Raw genomic sequence first — 15,711 nt, 5'->3', positions numbered from 1 at the left:
CTCAGTAGCTCGACACGTTGTCGACGTGGAAATGGTAGAGCGTGCGGGCCGAGCCGTAGCGGCGGAACTCGCCTATATCGACCTCGCCGAGGATGCCGGCAGCCTCCAGCTTCGCGGCCAGCAGCGCCTTGTGCTCGTCGCGCATCTCCTTCTCGATGCAGTCGGCGCCGAGCCCGGCGACCTTGCCGCGCACGAACAGCCTGGCCTCGTAGAGGCTGTCGCCCAGCGCCTCGCCGGCGTCGCCCAGCACGGTGAGCGTGCCGGCCTGCCCCATGAAGGCCGAGAGATGGCCGACCGAGCCCTTCACCACGATGTCGATGCCCTTCATCGAGATGCCGCAGCGCGCCGAGGCATTGCCGTCGACGATCAGCAGGCCGCCGCAGCCGGTGGCGCCGGCCGACTGGCTGGCATCGCCCTTCACATGGATGAGGCCGCTCATCATGTTCTCGCCGACGCCGACGCCGGCATTGCCGTTCACCACGATCCGCGCCTGCTTGATCATGCCGGCGCAGTAATAGCCGACCGGCCCGTCGATCTCGACGTCGATATCGGCGTCGAGCCCGGCGGCGATGGCGTGGCGCCCGCTGGGATGCGCCACCTTCCAGAAGGTCTCGTTGGTGTCGGGGGCGAGGGCGTGCAGCGCGGCGTTCAGCTCGCGCACGCTGGACGTCGACAGGTCGACCAGCTTGGCGCCGTCCACGACGCCGGCCTGCTTGACGGAGAGGTTCATGCTGCGCGGTCCCAGAAATAGACGTGGCCCGGCTCCGGCTCCCACAGGCGGGCGCCCTCGATGCCCGGCAGGCCGGCGAGCGCCCGGTATTCGGAGCCGAAGGCGACATAGGAATCGGTCTCGGCCATGACGGCCGGCTTGCAGGCGATCGGGTCGCGCAGCACGCCGAAGCCGCTCTCGGTGCCGACCACGAAGGTGTAGAAGCCGTCGAGATCGCCGAGCGAATGCTCCAGCGCCTCCCCCAGCGTATCGCCCTGCCGCATGCGGTAGGTGAGATAGGCGGCGGCGACCTCGCTGTCGTTCTCGGTGGTGAGCGTCAGGCCCTCGCGCTCCAGCCGGCGGCGCAGGCCGGCATGGTTCGACAGCGAGCCGTTATGCACGAGGCACTGGTCGAGCCCGGTGGAGAAGGGGTGGGCGCCGGCGGTGGTGACGGCGCTCTCGGTCGCCATGCGGGTATGGCCGATGGCGTGGGTGCCGCTCATGGTCTCCAGCCTGAAGCGCCTGGCGACGTCGGCGGGCAGGCCGACTTCCTTGTAGAGCTCCATGCGGGCGCCGGTGCTGATCACGTCGACCGCCGGGAACCGGTTCTTGAGCGCCGTGCGCACATCCGCCTCCGCGGCGGCGGGAACGGTGAGCACCGCATGGGTGTCGCGCGGCGTCACCTCATGGCCGAGCGCCGCGCCCAGCGCCGCGAAATCGGTGCCGGCCGGGCCGCGCAGGGTGAGCTTCACCGTGCCATCGACGCCGTTGCCATAGACGGCGAAGCCGGCCGAATCCGGCCCGCGGTCGCACATCACGTCCAGCATGTCCGCCAGCAGGGCGCCGAGCTGCGGCTCCAGCTTCGGGTCCTTCAGGAAGAGGCCGACAATCCCGCACATCAGCGCGACTCCTCACTATCCACGTCGGTTGTTCGTGAGGTCGAGATGTACGGGCAAGCCGGCGGGTCGTCAATGACGTGAGAATAAATTTTTCCTGTGAGGAAATTGCGTGTTGTGCGAAGGGCGATACTCCCTCTCCCCATTGGGGAGAGGGAAGAAAAAGGCTCTCGCCCCTCAGATCGGATCGCGCGGGTAGATGATGATCGAGAGATAGGTCATCGGCCGCACCAGCAATTCCTCCGGCCCGTGGGTGGCGGCGGAATCGAACATCAGCGAATCGCCGGGGCGCAGGTGATAGGTGCGGTCGCCGTGGCGGTAGTTCACCTCGCCGCTCAGCATGTGGATGAACTCCACCCCGGCATGGCGGAAGCCGGTATAGGGCACCGCCTCCTCGCTCAGCGTGATGAGATAGGGCTCGACCGCCACCTCGCCGCCCAGCGCATGGCCGAGCAGCTCGTATTGATGCCCGACCTTGGTGCCGCGCCGCTCGATATGCACGCCCTGGCCGGCGGGCACGAAGGAGCAGTCGCGCTTCTCCTCGAAACCGGAGAACAGGCTGGAGATCGGCACGTTCAGCACCGAGGAGATCGATTGCAGCGTGCCGAGCGAGGGCGAGATCAGGCCGTTCTCGATCTTGGACAGCATGCCGACCGAGATGCCGGCGGCGCTGGCGAGGTCCGAGACGGTGAGGTCGAGCTCGCGCCGGATCGCGCGCACCTGCAGGCCGAGCGCCTGTTCGAGCGTGCGTTCATTGGTGGCCGGCGCGCCCGAGCCGGTCCGCAGGTCCTCTGCCGCCGCGGTCTCGCCCGCCCCTGCCGCCTGTCGCCGCTGTTCGTCTGCCAACGCCCGCCTCCTGCGTCTCTTCACCCGAGCCGTTCTAGCCGGGAAATGCGCAAGGCGAAACGCGGGAGCGTCATACCGTCTTGGCATTCATCGTGCATCGGTCGGCCATGAGGGTTCCGACAGCGAGTGGCCGGCAAGCTATGCATGATTTTGAGCTGATCGTCATCGGCAGCGGCCCTTCCGGCCGCCGCGCCGCCGTGCAGGCTGCCAAGATCGGCAAGTCGGTGCTGGTGATCGAGAAGGGCCGGCGCGTCGGCGGCGTTTCGGTGCATACCGGCACCATCCCCTCCAAGACGCTGCGCGAGACGGTGCTCAACCTGTCCGGCTGGCGCGAGCGCGGCTTCTACGGCCGCGCCTACCGGGTGAAGCAGGATATCGGCGCCGCCGACCTCATGGCGCGGCTGCACAAGACGCTCGACCATGAGGTCGAGGTGCTCGAACACCAGTTCAGCCGCAACGGCGTGAAGACCGCCCGCGGCGAGGCGCGTTTCGTGTCGCCGCACTCCGTGGAGATCACCAACGAGACCGGCGAGCACACCACCGTCTCCGGCGCGCATGTGCTGATCGCCGTCGGCACCCGCCCGTTCCGGCCGGACTACGTGCCGTTCAACGGCAACAACGTCTTCGACAGCGACGAGATCGTCGAGCTGCCCCGCCTGCCGCGCAGCCTGGCGGTGATCGGCGCCGGCGTGATCGGCGTCGAATATGCCACCATCTTCAGCGCGCTCGACGTGCAGGTGACGCTGATCGAGCCGCGCTCCAGCTTCCTCGACTTCATCGACAAGGAGCTGATCGAGGAATTCGTCCACGAGCTGCGCGACCGCAACGTGGCGCTGCGGTTCGGCTCGGCGGTGGCCTCCATCCAGCTCGGCAATGACGGCCGCCCGAACTGCAAGCTCGCCGACGGCCGCACGGTGACGAGCGACATGCTGCTGTTCGCCGCCGGCCGGGTCGGGGCGACGGATACGCTCAACCTGGAGGCGGCGGGGCTGGCGGTCGACCATCGCGGGCGCATCACCGTCGACCCGAAGACGCTGCAGACCGCGGTGCCGCATATCTATGCCGCCGGCGACGTCATCGGCTTTCCCAGCCTCGCCTCGACCTCGATGGAGCAGGGCCGCGTCGCCGCCTGCCATGCCTTCGGACTGGAGCCGCCGCCGCCGCCGGAATTCTTCCCCTATGGCATCTATTCGGTGCCGGAAATGTCGACGGTGGGCATGAGCGAGGAGGAGGTGCGCCGGCGCGAGATTCCCTATGAATGCGGCATAGCCCGCTTCCGCGAGACCTCGCGCGGCCACATCATGGGCCTGAACAACGGGATGATGAAGATGATCTTCTCGGTGAAGACCCGGCGCCTGCTCGGCGTGCACATTGTCGGCGAGGGAGCCACGGAGCTCATCCATATCGGCCAGGCGGTGCTGAACCTGAAGGGCACCATCGACTATTTCATCGAGAACACCTTCAACTACCCGACGCTCGCCGAGGCCTACAAGATCGCCGGTCTCGACGCCTGGAACCGGATGGCGCGGGCGTGATGCCGGTGGCGCGAAAGAATATGTCGCGCGTCACCGCATATACGACCATAGAATTATAAAGCCGGCGACAAGAGCGGTTCATTCCGCCGCCGGCTCGGTATATGACGGGCGCCAATCGCGCGCGGGCCTGGGCCGTCACGGCCCCGCCGCGCTTTCGTTGGCGCCGTCGCCCCTGGGAGCGGCCGCGCCACCCACGGAGCCTCATCGACGATGTCTTTTGCCACTACCGCGGCGCGCGCCGAGCCTGCCGTCGCCAATCCGCGCTCCCGCGTCATCCTCGCCAGCCTGATCGGCACCACGATCGAGTTCTACGACTTCTACGTCTACGCCACCGCGGCGGTGCTGGTGTTCCCGCACCTGTTCTTCCCCGCCGGCGACGACACCGTGGCGCTGCTCGCCTCGCTCGCCATCTTCGGCGCGGCGATGGTGGCGCGTCCGCTCGGCGCGATCTTCTTCGGCCATCTCGGCGACAAGCGCGGCCGCAAGGCGACGCTGGTCGGCGCGCTGCTGACCATGGGCGTCGCCACTTTCCTCATCGGCCTGCTGCCGACCTATGCGATGGCCGGCTGGATCGCCCCGGCGCTGCTCGTCGTGCTGCGCCTCGCCCAGGGCTTCGCGCTCGGCGGCGAGTGGAGCGGCGCGGCGCTGGTCGCCACCGAGAACGCGCCGGCCGGCAAGCGCGCGGTCTACGGCACCTTCCCGCAGCTCGGCGCGCCGCTCGGCTTCATCGTCGCCAACGGCCTGTTCCTGGTCATTGCGGCGCTGATGCCCTCCGACGATCCCTCGCGGCCGTCGCTCGCCTTCCTCGACTGGGGCTGGCGCATCCCGTTCCTGTTCTCGGTGGTGATGGTCATCGTCGGCCTGTGGGTGCGCCTCAACCTCGTCGAGAGCGCCGCCTTCGAGAAGACGGTGAAGAAGGGCCAGGTGAGGCGCCTGCCGCTGGCGACCGCTTTCAGGAGCCATTTCAAGGAGATCGTGCTCGGCACCTTCTACATGCTGGCGACCTATGTGCTGTTCTACCTGATGACCACCTTCTCGCTCAGCTATGGCCGCGCCGCGCCCGGCGGACCGGTGCCGGGCCTCGGCTACGACTATCGCACCTTCGTGCTGATGATGATCGTCGGCGTGGTGTTCTTCGGCATCTTCACCCTGCTGTCGGGCCCGTGGGCCGACCGCTGGGGCCGCCGCCGCACGCTGGTCTGCATCACGCTCGGCATCGTCGCCTTCGGCTTCCTCTGGGTGCCGATGCTGGCCGCCGGCCCGGCCGGGGTGATGGCATGGCTGATCCTCGGCTTCACGCTGATGGGCATGACCTTCGGGCCGATGGGCGCGCTGCTGCCGGAGCTGTTCCCGGCCAATGTGCGCTACACCGGCTCGGGCATCGCCTACAACGTGTCCTCCATCCTCGGCGCGGCGGTGGCGCCGTTCATCGCGGTGGCGCTGTGGCGCTACGGCAATGGCTCGCCGTTCTGGGTCGGCATCTACCTTTCCTCCATGGCCTTCATCACGCTGGTCGCGCTGCTGCTGGGCCCGGAGACCAAGGACGTCGACATCGAGCGCTGAGGCACCCGCCCGCCAAACGCGGAACGCCCGCGACGGGAGGCCGTCGCGGGCGTTTTCGCATTGGCGGAGGGAGCTCGCAGTAGGGACCCCGTCCCTTTCCCGCTCCCCATTGGGGAGAGGGAGCTTGGCCCCACTTACGCTCCCACCTGTCGCCGCGCGGCGGTCAGCGTGTTCTGCAGCAGGCAGGCGATGGTCATCGGGCCGACGCCGCCCGGCACCGGGGTGATCAGCCCGGCAATGCCCTGCGCCTCGACGAAGGCGACGTCGCCGACCAGTTTCGTTCCGCCGTCGGGCTTCTCCACCCGGTTGATGCCGACATCGATCACCGTCGCGCCCGGCTTGATCCAGGCGCCGCGGATCATCTCCGGCCGCCCGACCGCGCCGATCAGGATATCGGCCCGCCGGCATTCCTCCGGCAGGTCGCGGGTGCGCGAATGGGCGATGGTGACGGTGCAGTCCTCGCGAAGCAGCAATTGCGCCAGCGGCTTGCCGACGATGTTCGAGCGGCCGACCACCACCGCGCGCGCTCCTGCGAGGCTGCCGAGATGGTGCTTCAGCAGCATCACGCAGCCGAGCGGGGTGCAGGGCACCAGCGCGTCGAGCCCCACCGCGAGCCGGCCGGCATTCACCACATGGAAGCCGTCGACATCCTTGGCCGGATCGATGGTGGCGAGCACCTTCTGCGCGTCGATATGGGCGGGCAGCGGAAGCTGGACGAGGATGCCGTGCACCGCCGGATCGCCGTTCAGCGCGGTGACCAGCGCCAGCAGCTCGCCCTCGGCGACCGAGGCCGGCAGCCTGTGCTCGATGGAGGCCATGCCGGCCTCGACGGTCTGCCTGCCCTTGTTGCGGACATAGACCGCGCTGGCGGGATCCTCCCCCACCAGCACCACCGCCAGGCCCGGCGTGACGCCGGTGGCGGCGGTGAAATCGGCGACCTCGCCCTTGAGGCGGGCGCGCATCTCCTGCGCGAAGGCCTTGCCGTCGATGAGGCGGGTGTCGACCATGCTGTCCTCCCCAGGGATACTCAAACGATCAGTCGCGGAACACGACGGTCTTGTGGCCGTTCACCAGCACCCGGTCGTCGAGATGCCAGGCGAGCGCGCGGGCGAGCACCCGGCGCTCGATGTCGCGGCCCTTGCGCACCAGGTCCTCGGCGGAATCCTGATGGGTGATCCGCTCGACGTCCTGCTCGATGATCGGGCCCTCGTCGAGGTCGGAGGTGACGTAATGCGCGGTGGCGCCGATCAGCTTCACCCCGCGCACATGCGCCTGGTGATAGGGCTTGGCGCCCTTGAAGCCGGGCAGGAACGAATGGTGGATATTGATGCAGCGGCCGGACAGCTTGGCCGACAGGCCGTCCGACAGCACCTGCATGTAGCGCGCGAGCACCGCGACTTCCGAGCCGGTCTTCTGGAACAGCTCCCAGAGCTGGGCCTCCTGCTCCATCTTGGTCGCCTTGGCGACCGGCAGGTAATGGAACGGGATGCCGTCGAAATCGAGATGCGCATAGGTCTCGCGCGGGTAATTGGCGGCGATGGCGGTGATCTCCATCGGGATCTCGCCGATGCGCCAGCGATAGAGCAGGTCGGCGAGGCAATGGTCGAACTTGGAGACCAGCAGCATCACCCGGCGCTTGCGCGAACGCGGGCGCATCTGCCAGTCGAGGCTGAAGGTTTCCGCCACCGCGCCGAACCCAGCGGTCAGGCTCTCCAGCGTGCCGAACTCGGCGGTCGGGTGGCCGGCGACGCGCTCGAAGGAGACGCGCATGAAGAAGCGGCCGCTCTCGACATCGTCGAATTGCTGCGCCTCGAGGATGTTGCAGCCGTGCTCGAACAGGAAATTGGCGACGCCGGCGACGATGCCGGGGCGGTCCGGGCAGGAGAGGGTGAGAATGTAGCTGTTGGCGGCGTCGGGCATGGCGGTTCTCGTCGGGGCGTCGGCCGCCGCCCGGCGGCGCAGGGCACGCGGGGTCGGGCGGGGGCGGTTCGGCGCGGGTTTTAGGGGAGATGCGGGGTTGAGGGAAGCGCGCGGCACGCCGCCATCAACCTCGATGGACCAGATCGAGGCCGAATTCCGCGCCGGAAGCCGCGAGGAAGCGGGCAAAGGCGATGCGATAGCTGCGCCCGACCAGGAAACGGTAGGCGGACGCCTCGCCCGGACGCCACAGGGTGACGCCGACATGGGCGATGGCGGTGGTCGCCGCCGCCCCGGCCGGGAAGGCGGCGGGGTCGAGATCGATGGTCGCGCCCTTGGCCAGCAGGTCCCGCGCATGCGCGCCGGACAATTCGACCGCGACATAGGCGTCGGTCTGCTCGGTGATGGCGGCATGGGCGGCGAGCGGGGCGAGGCGGGCGGCAAGATCGCCCGGCGTGTCGGCGAGCAGCAGCCAGCGGCCCGGCCCGGTGCCGACCGCCGTCAGGTCGCCCGCCCGTGAGAGCCGCGGCCCGTCGGCGAGGTCGAGGCCGAGGGCGGCGCGGCCGGCATCCGCCAGCGCCGCCCCCTTGCCGCGCCGTGCGGCGAGCGTGGCGATGCCGGGCATGTCGAAGAAGCGGGCGGTGACGCCGAGCATGCCGGCCGGGCCGTAATGGCCGTCCGGCGGCATCGTCGTCACCGGGATGCTGTCGAGCGCTGAGGTCATCGGGCCGGCCTCCATGCGGCGGGGAGGGAATGAGGCATGTCTTCCTCGCACGGAAGGTCGGGTGCGTACGGCAGGAGCGCCAGGCTCCCTCTCCCCGTCGGGGAGAGGCAAGCAGGGAGCCGTCGTCGGAGAGCGGGGCGCAGCCCCGCGTTTCGAGGCACGCCGGCCCTGCCCGGCATCGTTTTCAACGCGAGATCAGCCACGCAGCCGCTCCCCGTCCGGGTCGATGAAGCCGGGCGAGCAGACCTCCACCTCGAAATCGCCGCCGCGTATCGGATCGTAGGCGCGCACGCGATGGCCGATGCGCTCCGGCCCGTTCTTCAGCAGGCCGAGGCCGATCCAGTGGCCGAGATGCGGCGAATAGGCCACCGAGGTCATGTAGCCCTCGTCATGGGCGGTATCGGCCGGCTTGCCGGGGGAAAGGAAATGCGCGCCCGCGCGGAGGCGTTGCGAGCGGTCCACCGGCCGGAAGCCGACAAAGCTCGGCCGGTCCGGGTCGGCAAGGCCGGGGCGCTGCGCCATGACGCGGCCGATATGGTCCTTCTTCTTCGAGGCCATGCGCCCGAAGCCGAGATCGCCGGCGGTGGTCTGGCCGGAAAGCTCGTTGCCGGAGACATGCCCCTTCTCGATGCGCATGACGCCGAGCGCCTCGGTGCCATAGGGCGTGATGCCGAATTCGGCGCCGGCCGCCATCAGCGCCCGCGCCAGCGCCGCGCCGTGGCGGGCCGGCACCGCGATCTCGAAGCCGAGCTCGCCGGAGAAGGAGAGGCGGAACAGCCGCGCCTTCACCCCGCCCATCACGCCGGCCTCGATGGCGCCCATGAAGGGCAGGCCGGCATTGGAGACGTCGATACCCGCGTCCACCACCCGCGCGAGCACCTCGCGCGAGCGCGGCCCGGCAACGGCGATCTGCGCCCATTGCTCGGAGACCGAGGCCAGCGTCACCTCCAGTTCCGGCCACAGCACCTGCAGGCAGAATTCGAGGTGCTGGTAGACCTTGGCGGCATTGGCGGTGGTGGTGGTCATCACATAGTGCTCGGGCGCCAGCCGGGCGGTGGTGCCGTCATCCATCACCATGCCGTCCTCGCGCAGCATGACGCCGTAGCGCGCCTTGCCGACGGCCAGCGTCGAGAAGGTGTTGATATAGACCCGGTCGAGGAAGGCGCCGGCATCCGCGCCCTGAAGGTCGATCTTGCCGAAGGTCGACACGTCGATCAGGCCGACCGAGGCGCGCACCGCCTTCACCTCGCGGTTCACCGTTTGCAGCCAGTTCGTCTCGCCCGCCTGCGGGAAATATTGCGCGCGCAGCCACGCGCCGGTCTCGACGAAGACGGCGCCCTGCTCGACCGCCCAGTCATGGGTGGGGGTCAGCCGGGTGGGGCGGAAGTCCTTGCCCCGATGATGGCCGGCCAGCGCGCCGAGCGACACCGGCGTATAGGGCGGGCGGAAGATGGTGGTGCCGGTCTCGGCAATGCCGGCGCCGGTCAGCTCGCCCATGATGGCGAGGCCGGCGACGTTGGAGGTGCGGCCCTGGTCGGTCGCCATGCCGAGCGTGGTGTAGCGCTTCATCAGCTCGACCGAGCGGAAGCCTTCCTCCCAGGCGATGGCGATGTCCTTGGTGGTGACGTCGTTCTGCTGGTCGACGAAGGCCGGCCCCTTCGAGCCGTCGACCTGCCAGAAGGCGGTGATGGCGTGCGGGGTGTCCTCGGTGCGGGGCACATGGGGCGCCGCGGTGGCGAAGCCGAGATCGGCGGCGGCCTCGGCGCCGCGATGCGCGCCGTCGGCAAGGATGCGCCGGAGCTCGAACGTGCCGGCCGCCGCGCCGGCCACCGCCATTCCCGGCGGGGTGCGGCCGGGCACGAAGGCGGCGATGTCGGGGTTCCACACCGGCTTGCCGCCATGGTGGCAGGTGAGATGCAGGTTCGGCGACCAGCCGCCGGACATGGCGAGCGTGTCGGCATCCACGGTGTCGCGGTAGCCTCCGACGCGCAGGGCGAGGCGGGTGAGCGCGCCGCCGATCCGCCGTCCCGCGGTGCCGACGACCTGGGTGTCGAGCAGGGTGTGGATGCCGAGCGCATCCGCGCGCTCCGTCAGCGCCGGCGCGATCTCGTCGCGTATGTCGATGAGCGTGGCGACATTGACGCCGGCCGCCTTCATGTCGAAGGCCGAGGCCCAAGCGGAATCGTTGTTGGCGAAGACGGCGATGTTGTTTCCCGCCGCCACGCCGTAGCGATTGGCATAGGTGAGGGCGGCACCGGCGAGCATGACGCCCGGCCGGTCGTTGCCGCCGAACACGATCGGCCGCTCGGTGGCGCCGGCGCAGAGCACGGCGCGCCGGGCCGCGATGCGCCACAGGCGCTGGCGCGGCTGGAACGGCGCGGGAACGGGCAGGTGGTCGGACACCCGCTCCACCGCGCCATATTCGCCGTCATAGACCCCGAACACGGTGGTGCGGGTCATCAGGCGGACATTGGGCAGGCCCGCCAGCTCGGCGACGGTCCGCGCCGCCCAGTCCTTCGACGGCATGCCGTCGATCTCGGCGATCTCCGCGTTCAGCCGGCCGCCGGGCAGGAAGTCCTCGTCGGCGAGGATGACGCGGGCGCCGGCGCGGCCGGCCGCCAGCGCTGCCATCAGCCCGGCCGGGCCGGCGCCGACGACCAGCACGTCGCAGAACGCGTTGGCCTTCTCGTAAGCGTCGGGGTCGTCGCCCTCGGCGGCGCGGCCGAGGCCGGCGGCGCGGCGGATCGCGGGCTCGTAGACCTTCTCCCAGAAGCTCGCCGGCCACATGAAGGTCTTGTAGTAGAAGCCCGCGCCGAGGAAGGGCGCGACGAGGCCGTTGAGGCTGAGCGCGTCCAGCGCCAGCGAGGGCCAGCGGTTCTGGCTCGACGCCTCCAGCCCGTCGAACAGCTCGACCACGGTGGCGCGGGTATCGGGCTCGCGGCGGGCGCCGGAGCGCAGCTCGACGAGGGCGTTCGGCTCCTCCGGCCCGGCCGAGAAGATGCCGCGCGGGCGGTGATATTTGAACGAGCGGCCGACGAGGCGCACCCCGTTCGCCAGCAGCGCCGAGGCCAGCGTGTCGCCGGCGAGACCGGTGTGGGCCTTGCCGTCGAAGGCGAACGAGAGCGGGCGGGCGCGGTCGACGAGGCCGCCTTTCGCGAGCCGGCTCATCGGGCGCCCCCCGCCAGTTCGGCGCCGGCGACGGCATGGGTGGTGGTGTCGCGCTCAACCTTCACCCAGCGCCGGCAACCGGCGGAATGGTACCACCACTCGGAATGCGCGCCGGCCGGGTTGTCGCGCAGATAGACGTAATCGTGGAACTGGTCGGCCGCATCCGGCGCCGCCGGGTCGGGGCGGCTCACCGTGGCGTCGCCGAGATAGGCGAATTCATGCGCGTCGCGCGCGCCGCAATAGGGGCAGGGGATGCGCATCAGAAGCCGTTTCCTGCGGCGGTGAAGGGGAGAGCGTGCGTCATCAGTGCAGGTTCGGCTGGGCGCCGACTCCCTTTTCGTCGATGAGATGACCGGTGCGGAAGCGATCGAGGCGATAGGCCGCCGCGGTGGCGTGCGGGTCGTCGGTCGCCAGCAGGTGCGCGAAGCACCAGCCCGAGGCCGGCGTCGCCTTGAAGCCGCCATAGCACCAGCCGGAATTGAGATAGAGGCCGGGCCGCGGCGTGCGGTCGATGATCGGCGAGCCGTCCATCGACATGTCCATGATGCCGCCCCACATGCGCAGCAGCCGCAGCCGGCCGATGCGCGGCATCAGCGCCATGCCGCTCTCGGCGACGTCCTCGACCACCGGCAGGTTGCCGCGCTGGGCGTAGGAATTGTAGCCGTCGATGTCGCCGCCGAACACCAGGCCGCCCTTGTCGGACTGGCTGATGTAGAAATGCCCGGCGCCGAAGGTGACGACCCCGTCGACCAGCGGCTTCAGCCCCTCGGAGACGAAGGCCTGCAGCACGTGGCTCTCCATCGGCAGCCTGAGCCCGGCATGCCGGGCGAGGCGCGAGGAGGAACCGGCCACCGCCAGCCCGACCTTGCCGGCGCGGATCGGCCCGCGCGTGGTCTCGACGCCGGTGACGGTGTCGCCCGCGGTGAGGAAGCCCGTCACCTCGCAGTTCTGGATGATGTCGACGCCGAGCCGGTCGGCGGCGCGGGCATAGCCCCACACCACCGCGTCGTGGCGGGCGGTGCCGCCGCGCTTCTGCAGCAGCCCGCCCTGGATGGGGAAGCGCGCATTGTCGAAGTTGAGGAACGGGTACATCGCCCGCACCTGCTCCTTATCGAGCAGTTCGCCATCGGCGCCGGCGAGCCGCATGGCGTTGCCGCGCCGCGCATAGGCGTCGCGCTGGGCATCGGAATGGTAGAGGTTGAGCACGCCACGCTGGCTGACCATGGCGTTGTAGTTCAGCGCCTGCTCCAGCCCCTCCCACAGCTTCATCGACCATTCGTAGAACGGCTCGTTGCCGGGCAGCAGATAGTTGGAGCGGATGATGGTGGTGTTCCGCCCGGCATTGCCCGAGCCGACATGGCCCTTCTCGATCACCGCGATATTGCGGATGCCGTGCTCGCTGGCGAGGTAGAAGGCGGTGGCGAGCCCGTGGCCGCCGCCGCCGACGATGATCACGTCATAGGCGGGCCTGGGGCTGGCATCGCGCCAGGCCGGCTTCCAGCTCGACTGGCCGGAAAATCCGTTGCGGAGAAGGCTGAGGAAGGAATAGCGCATCAGGCGGCTCGCTTGCTCTGTGCAGGAAGCTATAGAGCGTGCGGATGCTGGTTGTAATATAAGTTTTGCTTATAGTGCATCTCCCGTAGATGCACCGTCATCCTGGGGTGCGAGCGGAGCGAGCCTCGAAGGATGGGTCTTGAGCGCATCGGGCGGCCATCCTCCGAGGCCCGGCCGGTGGCCGGGCACCTCAGGATGACGGTGTTCTCACGGAGGCGGGGACCGGCCGCCCAAACTGTTGATCCTGTACGGTGTCGGTAGCCGTCATGTTGGCGAGAGCAAAGCAACGCCATGCCCCCCATCCCCGACACGCTGCCCTTCGACCTGCGCGGCCTCGAAATCTTCCTCGCGGTCTGCGACGCCGGCACCATGGCGGAGGCGGCGCGGCGGCTGTTCCTCACCCAGCCGGCGGTGTCGCAGGCGGTGGCCGAGCTGGAGCGGCGCATCGGCGTCGGCCTGTTCGACCGCGGCGCCCGCCCGCTGGCGCTCACCGCCGCCGGCGGCGCGCTGCGCCAGCGGGCGAGCGCGCTGATCTCCGAAGCCCGGCAGATCGCGCCGCTGCTGCGCGAGGCCGAGCATGCGAGGCTGCCGCTGCTGCGCGCCGGCCTCGTCGATTCGCTGTCGCGGGCGCTGATGGCGCCGCTGGCCGGCAAGCTCAACGAGATGGCCGAGCAGGCCTCGGTGCTGTCCGGCCTCACCGCCTCGCATGCCGGCGCGCTGCTCACCCGCCAGCTCGACCTTCTGGTCGGGGCCGACGATCTCGACGAGATCGAGGGGCTGGAGCGCTGGCCGCTGTTCTCCGAGCCCTATGTGCTGCTGATGCCGGCGGGCCTTCCCGCCCCGGCGCGGGCGGCCGATCTCGTCGAGCTGGCGGAAAGGCTGCCGCTGGTGCGCTTCTCCGCCCGCTCCAAGACCGGCATGGAGGTGGAGCGGCACCTGCGGCGGCTGCGGCTCGACCTGCCGCGCCGGCTGGAATTCGACACGCCCTACGGGGTGACCGCGAGCGTGGCGGCCGGCGGCGGCTTCGCCGTCACCACCCCGCTCTGCGTCATGGAGGCGGCGCTGCCGATGGACGGCCTCGCCTGCCGGCCGATGCCCGGCCCGGCGGTCGCCCGCCATCTCACGCTGATCGCCCGGCGGCAGGAGCTCGGCCGGCTGCCGCGCGAGATCGCCGCCTTCTGCCGGGCGCGGCTGGCGGGGCTGGCGCCGGCGCTGGAGCGCCTCGTCGGGGCGGAGATCGCCGGGCGGATCCGCGTCGAGGAGGCCGGTTCTCAGCCGTCGTAGCGGCGCAGCGCCAGCACGGCGTTGAGGCCGCCAAAGGCGAAGCTGGAGGAGATGGCGATCTCCGGCGAGCCGGCGCGCGCCGCGTTCGGCACGCAGTCGATGTCGCAGTCGGGGTCGAATTCGCGATAGCCCATGGTCGGCGGCAGGAAGCCTTCGCGCAGGGCGAGAACCGTGGTGACGAGGTCGAGCGCGCCCGAGGCGTTCATCGTATGGCCGTACTGCGATTTCGACGAGGAGACGGGCAGCTTGCCGAGGCGGTCGCCGAACACCTGGCGCAGCGCTGCCGTCTCGGTCCTGTCGTTCAGCACCGTGGCGGTGCCGTGGGCGCTCACATAGTCGACCCGGTCCGGCGCGACGCCGGCATCCTCCAGCGCGAAGCGCATGGAGGCCGCCGCGCTCGCCATGTCGGGGGCGGTGATGTCCATGCCGTCGGCGCTCATGCCGAAGCCGATCATCTCGCCATGGATGACGGCGCCGCGAGCGACGGCGCGCTCCATGTTCTCCAGCACCACCGCGCCGGCGCCCTCGCCGATGACGAGACCGCCGCGATCCTTGGAGAACGGACGGCAGCCATCCGGGGCGAGCACCCGCAGGGCTTCCCAGCTCTTCAGCATGCCGTAGGTCAGCTGCGATTCGCCGCCGCCGGCGATGGCGACGTCCAGCATGCCGGAGCGGATCATGTGAAACGCGGTGCCGACGGCATGGGAGGCCGAGGAGCAGGCCGAGGCGATGGAGAAGGCGGGGCCGTGGATGCCGAGATCCATGGTGACATGGCTCACCTGCCCGCTCGGCATGGCGCGCGGCACCGTGAACGGGTGCGGGCGCGGCGCCTTGTCGGCATAGAGCTTGCGGTAGCTGTCGTCGACGGCGTGGAAGCCGACCGAGGCGGCGAAGATGGCGCCGGCGCGGTGGCGCGCCACGCCCTCCAGCGCCGGGCCGGCATCGGCCAGCGCCTGGCGGGCGACGACCACGGCGAATTGCGCGGTGCGATCGACGAGCCCGAGCTGGCGCGGCTCGAAATGTTGCTCCGGCACGAAGCCGCGAACCTCGGCGGAGATCCTGGTCTTCATGGTGGAGACGTCGACGCCCTGCGTCTCGCCGATGCCGACGGTGCCCGCGCGCAGCCCCGCCAGATGGGCGGCGACATCATTGCCGAGCGCGGAGAGCGAGCCGAGCCCGGTGATCGCGACGCGCGCCATCAGGCGGCGCCGGCCTGCTTGGCGCGCAGCAGCGTCGCGACATGCTCGACCAGCGTGCCGACGGTGACGTCGGTGCCGTTGAGCGGGCCGTCATTGGGGATCTCGATGCCGAAGCGGGTCTCCAGCTTGAAGATGGTCTCGATGAGGTCGAGCGAGGAGATGCCGAGCTCCGACACCGGGGTATCCGGCGTGAGCAGGCTGGAATCGACGCCCACCTCGGCGGAGATGAACTCGACGATGTCGGCGACGGCGGGGTCGTCTGTCTGCATGCCAATGCTCGGTTTGTCTTGCGCCGCGCCGGCGGCGCGAGGCCTTG

The 15,711-nt window shown here is 69.9% G+C and carries 14 protein-coding genes; 3 read left to right on the top strand and 11 right to left on the bottom strand.

The window, feature by feature from the left end; genetic code table 11:
- Window position 1: 1 nt before the first annotated feature.
- From AC1RU4_RS05160 to AC1RU4_RS05150, 3 genes are all read right to left on the bottom strand, one after another.
- Window positions 2-730 carry a protein glxC gene (locus tag AC1RU4_RS05160; protein WP_492889956.1) on the bottom strand — a complete coding sequence of 243 codons (729 nt, stop codon included), beginning with the start codon at window positions 728-730 and terminating at the stop codon, window positions 2-4.
- Window positions 727-1,608: a class II glutamine amidotransferase gene (locus AC1RU4_RS05155; RefSeq protein WP_492889955.1), complete on the bottom strand. Its 882-nt coding sequence runs from the start codon at window positions 1,606-1,608 to the stop codon at window positions 727-729. Before AC1RU4_RS05155 ends, AC1RU4_RS05160 begins: the two co-directional genes overlap by 4 nt.
- Before the next feature lie 174 nt (window positions 1,609-1,782).
- On the bottom strand, window positions 1,783-2,451 hold the full coding sequence (locus AC1RU4_RS05150) for a helix-turn-helix domain-containing protein (protein ID WP_492889954.1): 669 nt from the start codon (window positions 2,449-2,451) through the stop codon (window positions 1,783-1,785).
- Between the two features lie 140 nt (window positions 2,452-2,591).
- On the opposite strand from AC1RU4_RS05150, the gene sthA reads away from it, so the two are divergent.
- Both sthA and AC1RU4_RS05140 read left to right on the top strand, forming a co-directional pair.
- A complete protein-coding gene (sthA, locus tag AC1RU4_RS05145; protein ID WP_492889953.1) occupies window positions 2,592-3,986 on the top strand; it encodes a Si-specific NAD(P)(+) transhydrogenase in 1,395 nt (464 codons plus the stop codon).
- Window positions 3,987-4,196: 210 nt separating this feature from the next.
- Window positions 4,197-5,549, top strand: a complete 1,353-nt coding sequence (locus tag AC1RU4_RS05140) for an MFS transporter (RefSeq protein ID WP_492889952.1) — start codon at window positions 4,197-4,199, stop codon at window positions 5,547-5,549.
- A 134-nt stretch (window positions 5,550-5,683) separates the two neighbouring features.
- Here the strand turns inward: AC1RU4_RS05140 and folD are convergent, their stop codons facing one another.
- The 6 genes from folD to AC1RU4_RS05110 all read right to left on the bottom strand — a co-directional run bounded on the left by folD (window position 5,684) and on the right by AC1RU4_RS05110 (window position 12,912).
- Complete coding sequence (folD, locus tag AC1RU4_RS05135) at window positions 5,684-6,556, bottom strand: bifunctional methylenetetrahydrofolate dehydrogenase/methenyltetrahydrofolate cyclohydrolase FolD (protein WP_492889951.1); 873 nt, start codon at window positions 6,554-6,556, stop codon at window positions 5,684-5,686.
- Between the two features lie 28 nt (window positions 6,557-6,584).
- The gene (gene purU, locus AC1RU4_RS05130) at window positions 6,585-7,469 is read right to left on the bottom strand and encodes a formyltetrahydrofolate deformylase (protein WP_492889950.1); all 885 of its coding nucleotides are present in this window, start codon (window positions 7,467-7,469) and stop codon (window positions 6,585-6,587) included.
- 124 nt (window positions 7,470-7,593) lie between these two features.
- Entirely contained in the window at window positions 7,594-8,190 is a 597-nt protein-coding gene (locus AC1RU4_RS05125; RefSeq protein WP_492889949.1) for a sarcosine oxidase subunit gamma family protein, read from the bottom strand.
- A gap of 195 nt (window positions 8,191-8,385) precedes the next feature.
- Window positions 8,386-11,358 carry a sarcosine oxidase subunit alpha family protein gene (locus AC1RU4_RS05120; RefSeq protein ID WP_492889948.1) on the bottom strand — a complete coding sequence of 991 codons (2,973 nt, stop codon included), beginning with the start codon at window positions 11,356-11,358 and terminating at the stop codon, window positions 8,386-8,388.
- Window positions 11,355-11,618 carry a sarcosine oxidase subunit delta gene (locus AC1RU4_RS05115; protein WP_492889947.1) on the bottom strand — a complete coding sequence of 88 codons (264 nt, stop codon included), beginning with the start codon at window positions 11,616-11,618 and terminating at the stop codon, window positions 11,355-11,357. The genes AC1RU4_RS05120 and AC1RU4_RS05115 overlap by 4 nt, the downstream gene beginning before the upstream one ends.
- Before the next feature lie 43 nt (window positions 11,619-11,661).
- The gene (locus AC1RU4_RS05110) at window positions 11,662-12,912 is read right to left on the bottom strand and encodes a sarcosine oxidase subunit beta family protein (RefSeq protein ID WP_492889946.1); all 1,251 of its coding nucleotides are present in this window, start codon (window positions 12,910-12,912) and stop codon (window positions 11,662-11,664) included.
- A gap of 291 nt (window positions 12,913-13,203) precedes the next feature.
- Here AC1RU4_RS05110 and AC1RU4_RS05105 point away from each other — a divergent pair, with 291 nt between their 5' ends.
- Window positions 13,204-14,196, top strand: a complete 993-nt coding sequence (locus AC1RU4_RS05105) for a LysR family transcriptional regulator (protein ID WP_492889945.1) — start codon at window positions 13,204-13,206, stop codon at window positions 14,194-14,196.
- Here AC1RU4_RS05105 and AC1RU4_RS05100 read toward each other — a convergent pair.
- Together AC1RU4_RS05100 and AC1RU4_RS05095 are read right to left on the bottom strand one after the other, a co-directional pair.
- A complete protein-coding gene (locus AC1RU4_RS05100; RefSeq protein WP_492889944.1) occupies window positions 14,184-15,395 on the bottom strand; it encodes a beta-ketoacyl-[acyl-carrier-protein] synthase family protein in 1,212 nt (403 codons plus the stop codon). The genes AC1RU4_RS05105 and AC1RU4_RS05100 overlap by 13 nt on opposite strands.
- Window positions 15,395-15,664 (bottom strand): acyl carrier protein, encoded by a 270-nt coding sequence (locus AC1RU4_RS05095; RefSeq protein ID WP_492889943.1) that lies wholly within the window; start codon window positions 15,662-15,664, stop codon window positions 15,395-15,397. The genes AC1RU4_RS05100 and AC1RU4_RS05095 overlap by 1 nt, the downstream gene beginning before the upstream one ends.
- Window positions 15,665-15,711 lie beyond the last annotated feature (47 nt).

The sequence above is a fragment of the Ancylobacter sp. GW821-FHT10E12 genome, assembly GCF_058809335.1.
The sequence above is the reverse complement of the archived record's forward strand: the minus strand, read 5'-3'. Positions and strand labels throughout refer to the sequence as shown.

Excerpts from the sequence above, each read along its gene's own strand:
- folD (WP_492889951.1), bottom strand. The coding sequence starts at position 6,556 with ATGGTCGACACCCGCCTCATCGACGGCAAGGCCTTCGCGCAGGAGATG.
- purU (WP_492889950.1), bottom strand. The coding sequence starts at position 7,469 with ATGCCCGACGCCGCCAACAGCTACATTCTCACCCTCTCCTGCCCGGAC.
- AC1RU4_RS05105 (WP_492889945.1), top strand. The coding sequence starts at position 13,204 with ATGCCCCCCATCCCCGACACGCTGCCCTTCGACCTGCGCGGCCTCGAA.
- AC1RU4_RS05095 (WP_492889943.1), bottom strand. The coding sequence starts at position 15,664 with ATGCAGACAGACGACCCCGCCGTCGCCGACATCGTCGAGTTCATCTCC.
- AC1RU4_RS05110 (WP_492889946.1), bottom strand. The coding sequence starts at position 12,912 with ATGCGCTATTCCTTCCTCAGCCTTCTCCGCAACGGATTTTCCGGCCAG.
- AC1RU4_RS05160 (WP_492889956.1), bottom strand. The coding sequence starts at position 730 with ATGAACCTCTCCGTCAAGCAGGCCGGCGTCGTGGACGGCGCCAAGCTG.
- AC1RU4_RS05125 (WP_492889949.1), bottom strand. The coding sequence starts at position 8,190 with ATGACCTCAGCGCTCGACAGCATCCCGGTGACGACGATGCCGCCGGAC.
- AC1RU4_RS05115 (WP_492889947.1), bottom strand. The coding sequence starts at position 11,618 with ATGCGCATCCCCTGCCCCTATTGCGGCGCGCGCGACGCGCATGAATTC.
- sthA (WP_492889953.1), top strand. The coding sequence starts at position 2,592 with ATGCATGATTTTGAGCTGATCGTCATCGGCAGCGGCCCTTCCGGCCGC.
- AC1RU4_RS05100 (WP_492889944.1), bottom strand. The coding sequence starts at position 15,395 with ATGGCGCGCGTCGCGATCACCGGGCTCGGCTCGCTCTCCGCGCTCGGC.
- AC1RU4_RS05120 (WP_492889948.1), bottom strand. The coding sequence starts at position 11,358 with ATGAGCCGGCTCGCGAAAGGCGGCCTCGTCGACCGCGCCCGCCCGCTC.
- AC1RU4_RS05155 (WP_492889955.1), bottom strand. The coding sequence starts at position 1,608 with ATGTGCGGGATTGTCGGCCTCTTCCTGAAGGACCCGAAGCTGGAGCCG.
- AC1RU4_RS05140 (WP_492889952.1), top strand. The coding sequence starts at position 4,197 with ATGTCTTTTGCCACTACCGCGGCGCGCGCCGAGCCTGCCGTCGCCAAT.